Below are 7,807 nucleotides of genomic sequence, written 5' to 3' on the forward strand. Positions count from 1 at the left end.
GGGGGGGGGGGGTTGCAGCGACTCGCCCCCCCCCCCCTTCAGGGGCGCGGGGAACTGCGCGAGGACGGACCACGGTCCGCGGTCGGCGACGGTGGAATCTGGGCAGACGCGGTGCCGGGGTTGCTATCGGGGGCCCCTCCTGGGAGAGGATGGCGGAATCCGTACGAAGGGACTAAGCACGTGAGCATCGACCCGTCCTCGATTCCGAATTTCGGGGGACAGCCCGAACCGCAGCAGGGCGATGGACCGGTGGGCCCCGTTGTCCCCGACCAGGACCTGGTCAAGCAGCTTCTGGACCAGATGGAGCTCAAGCACGTCGTCGACGAAGAGGGTGACCTCGCGGCGCCGTGGGAGGAGTTCCGCACGTACTTCATGTTCCGTGGCGAGGGTGACCAGCAGGTCTTCTCGGTGCGGACGTTCTACGACCGTGCGCACGGCATCGACGAGAAGGCGCAGCTCCTCGAGTCGATCGACGACTGGAACCGCCGCACGCTGTGGCCGAAGGTCTACACCCACACCCACGACGACGGCACCGTCCGCCTCATCGGCGAGGCGCAGATGCTGATCGGCACCGGCGTCGCGCTCGAGCACTTCGTCTCGTCGACGGTCAGCTGGGTGCGGGCCGCGATCGAGTTCGACCGCTGGCTGGTCGAGCAGCTCGGCCTGGAGGCCGACGTCGACTCCGCCGACGGCGACGAGAAGCCCGGCGACGACGAGGCCTGAGCCTGCACGCTTCACATACGTACGCGAGAGCCCGGCCGGGGTGCATCACCTCGGCCGGGCTCTCGTGCGTGACGGGACCGGTCGGCGGCTACAGCGACTTCAGGCGGGAGACCGCATCGGCCAGGACCTCGTCCTTCTTGCAGAAGGCGAACCGTACGAACGGTGCCCCCACGTCCCGGTGGTCGTAGAAGACCGCGTTCGGGATGGCCACCACGCCGATGCGTTCCGGCAGAGCACGGCAGAAGGCGAAGCCGTCGGACTCGCCCAGGGGGCGGATGTCCGTGGTGATGAAGTACGTGCCCGCCGGGCGGTAGACGTCGAAGCCCGCCGCGGTCAGGCCCGCGCCGAGCAGGTCCCGCTTGGCGCACATGTCCTCGCGGAAGGCGGCGAAGTACGTGTCGGGCAGGGCAAGCGCCTCGGCGATCGCGTACTGGAACGGGCCCGACGCGACGTACGTCAGGAACTGCTTGGCCGAGCGGACCGCCGTCACGAGCTCCGGCGTCGACGTCACCCAGGTCAATGCCTGCTGATACACGGGGTAGATCCCTGAGCGGAAAGAGGGCTTCACCCACAGTGGGTGAAGCCCTCTTTCCGCTACGCGCCTGCTTGGGTCAGGCGCCGATCCAGTCGACGAATGCCCCCCACTGGGTGCCAGACAGGGCGAGGGCTGAGCCCTGAAGGTTCTTGCTGTCGCGGACGTGAACGGTCATGGGCTCCGTCGCAACCTCAACGCAGTTGCCACCCTCAGCGCCGCTGTAACTGGACTTGACCCAGACAAGGTCTGCCGGTGGGTTGGTCGTGTTCACAGTCTCTCCAGTTGCTCTCTGATGAGGTCCGCGCTGGCTCGTGCTGACAGAGCCTCGCCCGTAAGGTCATCGTAAGCGCGCACGGCTGCCCTGACGTGGTCTGGGTCCTCGATGATTCCAGCCGTACGGTAGCCCTCAACGCACACAACAGTCATGTGACTTGGGGTTGTGAGAAATGTTGCGGCAGCGTCGATAAACAGGTGTGCGTCTGCGTCGAGAGGCAAGATCTGAATCTTGGTTGTCGATCGCTCCGCGTGAATCAGCAGAGAGGCGAGTTGGTCTTTCATCACGCCCTGTCCACCCACCTTGCGCATTAGGACGGACTCACACAGGACCACGCGGAGGTCAGGCGGCGAAGCGCCGCGCAGGATGTCTTGCCGGGTTAGTCGCTTGCCGACCTCTGCCGAAATCTCCTGCTCAGTTGCCCTCTTGTCGCCCATGCGGAGAATGGCCCGAGCGTATCCGGCTGTCTGGAGCAGACCAGGGACAACTGTGGGGGACCACTCCCATACGGCTGTGGCGTGCCGCTCCAGCGTCATGCGGCGGCGGTACCGAGCGGAAAACGACTCTGCGGCTACCTCTTCAGCGAGGCGTTTGAACAGTCCGTCTGTACCGAAGACTTCGTCAAGCGCGGGTGGCAACTCAGGGGGGATGGCCGACTCACTCGACTCAACACGGCTGATCGTTGATTTAGACGTGCGCAGTAGGCGTGCCAACTGCGTTTGGCTTAGGCGCCCCTTTGAGTACAACTCGCGAGCGTTGCGCACTTCCTCGGCGAACCGCTGCCGAGGGGTCTTGTCGTCTACGGACTCGTGTTCTAAGCCCATTAAATTCCCCCTGCCCGCCTGGCTGGTCACTGCCTGAGGCGGTCACCTTCCCGCAGGTCAAGCGGTTTGGCATATGCCTAACCGCCCAATGTGCAGGTCGGGACGCGAACCCCTTTAGAGAGTACCCACGTTGGGGCCACGGTGGAGCACACACAGTGACGTAGAACGTACAGATCCGAAGGGCTCCGATGGACTCGCCACAGCAGGCTGAAGATCTCAGAGAAGCCGAGGGCAACATCGTTCAGGACACCTTTGAGGCCTTGACTCTCGCGTTCAAGGATCATGGGGTGACGCTCCCTCAGATGCGTGTCGACTGGGGTCCTGTAGAACCTCGGATCCATCTCGGTTCGGTGAGCCTTGGTGAAGGGCACCAGGTCTGCCGGGCTCTGGGGAGGGAGGTCCGGTGAGCAAGTTCAAGGCGGGCGACAAGGTGTGGGAGCGGCGGCGGAAGTCCTTCGCCACCGTCCGCAGTGCCTGCGGAGCAGCGCTCAGTGTTGAGAGCGAGGCCGGCGCACGGTGGGATGTCCGGGACGAGTACTGCATGCCGGCGGCGGAGGCAGTGGATCAAGAGGCGCCTTCCGGCACCAAGCCGGTTCAGGCTCTCCCTAGTGATGTTCAGGTGCACGACTACGTGTGGGTGGCAGGGGCGTACCGCGAAGTCGTCGACATGAGATGCAAGTCCGCAAGCGGCGGCAAGATTCTGGAACTTGAGGGGCACGGCCCTTGGGTGATGGTTCGCTCGGGGACGGTCTACCGTCCCGCGCGGATCGGGGCGCCTCGGTGACTGGTCCCGCTCCTGTTGAGCCCGAGGATCTGATCTACGTGAGGGCAGGACGAGGTAGCTGGACCACTGGCGCGTGCATGCTCTATTGCCGTCGCGCAGGGGTGTGGGTGCTCTGGATTGGCACCGTATCGGCGCCCACGGGGTCCGGAGACATGTACGGCTGTGCAGCGTGCATCGCCGAGCTGAATTACATGATCGGTCTTCAGCTCCAACGGCGAGACCTGAGCGCTCTGGTTGCTCGCTAAGACGCCACCCCTGGCTAGATCTTGAGGGCGCCGGCTCGGTCTGGACGGGGGTGGTCAGGAACGACGAACTCCGTCCCTGCTGTACGCGGGAAGTTCCACAGCGGGGGCGGTTAAGGCCCGCTCTGATCGCTCCTCACAGCGCTGGCGAGGACAACGGCCAGAGCGGGCCGTCCAGCACCAGTCAATGAGATCCCTTCCCCGACTGTCGGAGGCCGAGAAGGGGCCGCAAGAACCGAAGGACGCAACGACACCAAGGGAGCGCCACCATGACAGTGATCACGGAAGGTCCGGCCAACACGGCCAAAGGTCAGCTCAGTTCGCTTGCGCTGGAGATCACCGGCCAGTGTCAGAACACCTGCGCGTCCCACTGCTATGCCCAGTCCGGGCCCAGTGGCAATCACGGCAGCATGACGCGTGATGACTGGTTCGAACTGCTCGACCAGGCCGCAGGGCTCGGGGTCGTCATGGTGCAGTACATCGGCGGTGAACCGACACTGCATCCGTACCTGCCGCAGCTCATCAGCCGCGCGCTTGGCCTGGGGATGGAGGTGGAGGTCTTCACCAACCTCGTCCACGTCCGTCCCTCGATGTGGGAGATCTTCGCCCGTCCCGGTGTCCGCCTGGCGACGAGCTACTACAGCAACAGTGCTGCGGAACACGAGGAGATCACTGGTGGTCGGGGCTCGTACGCGCGCACCAAGTCGAACATCATCGAGGCAATCCGGCGAGGAATCCCGCTGCGCGCCTCCCTGGTGCACGTCCTCGAAGAGCAGCAGATCGACGGCGCGCGGGCCGAGCTGCGGCGCATCGGTGTGACGGGCGAGATCCGAGCCGACCGGGTCCGCGCCATCGGAAACGGTGAGTCCGGCGGCCTCCCGGTCCACAACCCGGCCGAGCTGTGCGGGCGGTGCGGCACGGACCGTGCGGCGATCAACCCCGATGGGGTGGTGACCCCGTGTGTGATGTCCCGGTGGCTGACTGCTGGAACGCTCCGGGATCGAACCCTTCGCGAGATCCTGACCGGTCCCGAATGGCGGGGGCACATGGCCACGATTCCGCGGTGGGAAGGCAGCTGCATTCCGCAGACGTGCACTCCGGCCGAAGACTCGTGTCAGCCCTCACCCGGCGGGCACGAAGGGAAGACGGAGGGGTGCAATCCTGACCAGGACGGAAGCGACTGCTCTCCGGCGGAGACACCGGCCTGCAATCCGAAATACTGAGAGGCTTGCACACCATGACCGAGTGGGAGCCGTACGCAGCCCGACTCGCCGAAGAGGTGGCACACCCGGTGTCGCGCTGGCATGCCCCCCTGGCGGCAACCCCCCGGCACCTGTTCGTGCCGCGCTGGTGGGCCAACGCTGCGGGCGAGTGGACGCTCCAGGACGGCCCTTCGGACCCGGACCGCTGGATGACTGCCGCGTATGCGAACCGGACCCTGGTGACGAGGGTCGGCCCTGTGCACGCCGATCTTGCGAAAGAGTCGACGGGGAGCGGGCTACCTACCTCGTCATCGACTCTGCCGAGTCTCGTGGTGGACATGTACCGGCACGCGATGATCGCTGACGACTCGCACGTCCTCGTGACGACGGGGTCCGGCTACGGCACGGCGCTTGCGTGCCAACGGCTCCAGGACCGCCAGGTGACGAGTCTCGATGTTGACGCGCACCTGGTGAAGGCGGCGGCTGAGCGGCTGGACGCGATGGGTCTGCATCCGGGCATGGCTGTCTGCGACATCACGGGGCCGCTCTCCGGGCGCTATGACCGGATCATCGCCACCGTGTCCCTCAACCCCGTCCCTGCCTCGTGCCTGTCCGCGCTGCGACCGGGCGGGCGGCTGGTCACCACGCTGGCCGGCACAGGGCTGATCATCACCGCTGACAAGGTGGCCGATGGGGGAGCGGTGGGCAGGGTGGAGCAAGAGCGGGCGGGGTTCATGCGCACCCGCCACGCTGAGGACTACGCGCCCGGACTGAGCGAACGGTTCGCCGAGATCCGCGACCAGGACGGCGAGGACGTCACGACGGGCCGGTACCCGGTGCTGAATGTGCAAGAGGCGTGGGATGTGTGGTCCATGCTCGAACTGACCTCACCGGGCATCGAGCATCGCTTCTGGGAGGGGCCGGACCATGTTCGTACGGCGTGGATGGTCCACGCTGACGGCTCCTGGGCGCGCGCCCAAGGCGTCTGGGCTGACGCTCCGACCGTCCACCAGGGCGGCCCCCGTCGTCTATGGGACGACCTCGAACGCATCCGTAACCGGCTCAACACCGAGGGCGGACTCCCGCTGTCCGGGGCTCGTGTGCGCATCGACCCGGACGGAACCTGCCACATCAGTCGTGGCGCCTGGTCCGTCACCCTCGGGGAGCGTGCCTGACACCCCGTCTGGACGGCCCCCCCCACCCCGCACAACTCCCCGGACCCGGAGTTGTGCGGGGTTTCGTCTGCGCGGGCACGCGCCACCGTCGGTGACGGAATCCCTGATGCCGGCAGCCCGACGTAAGGCATTTTGCCCGCTTCTTCCGTGACGCTTCGGAGTCCCCCGGCTGTCTGCCGGCTGCATCCGCAGCGTTGGCATGGTTCCTCCGCAACGCACTCATCCGGATAAGTGGTTGACCTGGAAGCGGTGTTAGCTCGATGCTTGCAACTCATCCGGATAAGTGGCTGACCGGGGTGTCTCGTGCTGCCGCTTGTCGTAGGCGAGTTGAGAGGGATTGATCATGGGCAAGTTCAAGGGTCTTCGGGTTCTGGCTGCGGCCGGCGTGATGGCTGTCGGTCTGGGTCTGGTGGGTGCGTCGGCGGCGTCGGCGGTGCCGTTCCCGGGGCCGGATGGTGCGAACGAGTCGAGTGCGGGTTCCGACAGCCGGTACGAGCGCGGGGAGATCGCGCGGGCCACGGTGGACGGGCTGCGGGTGCGCTCGGGGCCCGGTACGAACCGGGCGGTGCTCGGGCTGCTCTATGAGGGGGACCGTGTGCGGCTGGTGGGAAAGAAACAGGATGACACCGGGCAGGACTGGTACCGGGTGACCTTGCGGCATCGCTCGGGCGGTGGCCTGCCGGGCGGCTTCCAGGGGTGGGTCACCGGGTCGTACCTCTACTGATGGCGGCGCCCTCGATGTGTCGTTGAGCAAACGCGGCCCTCTCTTCGTTGCGACGGAGAGAGGGCCGTTTTCGGTGTGGGTGGGGGATATGCGCCCGATATCTTCCTGAGGATAGTCCAAAGAAATATTCGTTTTGTTGGCGACTGGAAACGTGACCGTAGGTAGCATCTCCCGTGTGGAGTACGGAACTTGGGGGATTCTCCGCTTCCTTCGGTGTGACTGCCGGGGTGTGGCGGGGTGGGGTTCTGTCGAGAGCGGCTCGTCCAGGCTTCGGTGAGGAGAGATACGCAATGGCAAATGCACGGGGTGGCGGTGGCGGCGGTGGGCCCGACGACATGTTGTGGGCGCGGGGCGTTGACTACGTGTCGGCGTGGCGGGCTGCGGATGAGGCTGCGTCGGACTTCAACGCTGCGGCCAAAGCCCTGGGGATCGATGGGGAGTTGGTCAAGGCGATCCCGCATACGACGGCGTTCGGTGAGGCCGTGGTGTGGATCCGGCCGGAAGGCGTACGCGTCATTGCGCGGGTCATGGCCGTGGGGGCACAGTGCGACACGCTGAATATTGACGGTAGTTGGGGCTTGGGGAGTGCGGCGGAAGGGGACGGCGATGGCGCGGGAATGGCGGACTAGGGCGGGCTCCAAGGTGCGCATCAAGAGCGACCGGCGCGGCGACTTCATCGACTGCAAGGGTTGCCGACGCCCGATCCTGATCACAGGGCCCGGCCCTGCGATGTTCGCGGCCCGCAAGCACGCCGAGACCTGCCGGAACTGACGACCGCCGGCGATCCGGGCCCGTGTGCGGCGTGCACCGACGAAAGCCCGCCCCCGCTTCGGGGAAGCTGCACACGGGCCGTCAGTGGCCACCTGCACCCCATCCGGCATCAGCCACGTCTACCCATGCTTTTGGGGAGTGGGGGCGGCGTGCAGCCGCTATTCCTCGCTGACCCCCCGTCGGGCGCACCACAAGCCCGGAGGGCTGAGGAGCGCACCGACCCGTAGGCGCTCCTTCAACTGCCGTGAGCGCGGATGCCGTTGCCGTCCTGATTGCGAGAGGTCATCGCGTCTCGCGTGGTCGGCGCATGCCGGTGACCAGAGAACAGACGACAGAGCCCCCGCGAAGATCCGCGGGGGCTTCTCTGTGCGCTCTGGGCCGGCTGGGGTGGCCGGGCGGCTCGGCCGTCCGGACGGGACCGGCCGAAGGCCGCATGCCCGGCCGTGGCGGCCGATGCTGCCCGGGGGGCCGGAGGGGCGCCCCGGGGGACGTAAAGAGGATGTTATCACATCGGGGGGGGGGGTGGGGGGGGCGCGGGGGGGGTGGCGGGGTC

Annotated in this window: 9 protein-coding genes and 2 pseudogenes; 7 read left to right on the forward strand and 4 right to left on the reverse strand. The window is 66.5% G+C overall.

Annotation, left to right across the window (positions count from 1 at the left end):
• Positions 1-180: 180 nt before the first annotated feature.
• Positions 181-723, forward strand: a complete 543-nt coding sequence (locus ACFWY6_RS42665; RefSeq protein ID WP_384702455.1) for a YbjN domain-containing protein — start codon at positions 181-183, stop codon at positions 721-723.
• An 88-nt stretch (positions 724-811) separates the two neighbouring features.
• On the opposite strand, the pseudogene ACFWY6_RS42670 reads toward ACFWY6_RS42665, so the two are convergent.
• From ACFWY6_RS42670 to ACFWY6_RS42685, 4 genes and pseudogenes are all read right to left on the reverse strand, one after another.
• Positions 812-1,237, reverse strand: a pseudogene (locus tag ACFWY6_RS42670) (aminotransferase class I/II-fold pyridoxal phosphate-dependent enzyme); the annotation flags it as partial.
• A gap of 97 nt (positions 1,238-1,334) precedes the next feature.
• A complete protein-coding gene (locus ACFWY6_RS42675) occupies positions 1,335-1,529 on the reverse strand; it encodes a DUF397 domain-containing protein (protein ID WP_384702458.1) in 195 nt (64 codons plus the stop codon).
• The gene (locus tag ACFWY6_RS42680; protein ID WP_384702476.1) at positions 1,526-2,068 is read right to left on the reverse strand and encodes a DUF5753 domain-containing protein; all 543 of its coding nucleotides are present in this window, start codon (positions 2,066-2,068) and stop codon (positions 1,526-1,528) included. The genes ACFWY6_RS42675 and ACFWY6_RS42680 overlap by 4 nt, the downstream gene beginning before the upstream one ends.
• A gap of 75 nt (positions 2,069-2,143) precedes the next feature.
• Positions 2,144-2,356: pseudogene (locus ACFWY6_RS42685) on the reverse strand (multiprotein-bridging factor 1 family protein); the annotation flags it as partial.
• A gap of 403 nt (positions 2,357-2,759) precedes the next feature.
• On the opposite strand from ACFWY6_RS42685, the gene ACFWY6_RS42690 reads away from it, so the two are divergent.
• The 6 genes from ACFWY6_RS42690 to ACFWY6_RS42715 all read left to right on the forward strand — a co-directional run bounded on the left by ACFWY6_RS42690 (position 2,760) and on the right by ACFWY6_RS42715 (position 7,254).
• Positions 2,760-3,140 carry a hypothetical protein gene (locus ACFWY6_RS42690; RefSeq protein WP_384702461.1) on the forward strand — a complete coding sequence of 127 codons (381 nt, stop codon included), beginning with the start codon at positions 2,760-2,762 and terminating at the stop codon, positions 3,138-3,140.
• 511 nt (positions 3,141-3,651) lie between these two features.
• Complete coding sequence (locus ACFWY6_RS42695) at positions 3,652-4,605, forward strand: radical SAM protein (RefSeq protein WP_384702464.1); 954 nt, start codon at positions 3,652-3,654, stop codon at positions 4,603-4,605.
• Positions 4,606-4,619: 14 nt separating this feature from the next.
• Positions 4,620-5,759 (forward strand): protein-L-isoaspartate(D-aspartate) O-methyltransferase, encoded by a 1,140-nt coding sequence (locus ACFWY6_RS42700; RefSeq protein WP_384702479.1) that lies wholly within the window; start codon positions 4,620-4,622, stop codon positions 5,757-5,759.
• Positions 5,760-6,102: 343 nt separating this feature from the next.
• On the forward strand, positions 6,103-6,483 hold the full coding sequence (locus tag ACFWY6_RS42705) for an SH3 domain-containing protein (RefSeq protein WP_384702467.1): 381 nt from the start codon (positions 6,103-6,105) through the stop codon (positions 6,481-6,483).
• Positions 6,484-6,773: 290 nt separating this feature from the next.
• On the forward strand, positions 6,774-7,112 hold the full coding sequence (locus tag ACFWY6_RS42710; protein ID WP_384702470.1) for a hypothetical protein: 339 nt from the start codon (positions 6,774-6,776) through the stop codon (positions 7,110-7,112).
• A 13-nt stretch (positions 7,113-7,125) separates the two neighbouring features.
• Positions 7,126-7,254 carry a hypothetical protein gene (locus tag ACFWY6_RS42715; RefSeq protein ID WP_384702473.1) on the forward strand — a complete coding sequence of 43 codons (129 nt, stop codon included), beginning with the start codon at positions 7,126-7,128 and terminating at the stop codon, positions 7,252-7,254.
• The last annotated feature ends 553 nt before the right edge of the window (positions 7,255-7,807 follow it).

The organism is Streptomyces sp. NPDC059037, from assembly GCF_042740015.1.
Taxonomy (GTDB): Bacteria; Actinomycetota; Actinomycetes; order Streptomycetales; family Streptomycetaceae; genus Streptomyces.

Excerpts from the sequence above, each read along its gene's own strand:
- ACFWY6_RS42695 (WP_384702464.1), top strand. The coding sequence starts at position 3,652 with ATGACAGTGATCACGGAAGGTCCGGCCAACACGGCCAAAGGTCAGCTC.
- ACFWY6_RS42680 (WP_384702476.1), bottom strand. The coding sequence starts at position 2,068 with ATGACGCTGGAGCGGCACGCCACAGCCGTATGGGAGTGGTCCCCCACA.
- ACFWY6_RS42710 (WP_384702470.1), top strand. The coding sequence starts at position 6,774 with ATGGCAAATGCACGGGGTGGCGGTGGCGGCGGTGGGCCCGACGACATG.
- ACFWY6_RS42705 (WP_384702467.1), top strand. The coding sequence starts at position 6,103 with ATGGGCAAGTTCAAGGGTCTTCGGGTTCTGGCTGCGGCCGGCGTGATG.
- ACFWY6_RS42700 (WP_384702479.1), top strand. The coding sequence starts at position 4,620 with ATGACCGAGTGGGAGCCGTACGCAGCCCGACTCGCCGAAGAGGTGGCA.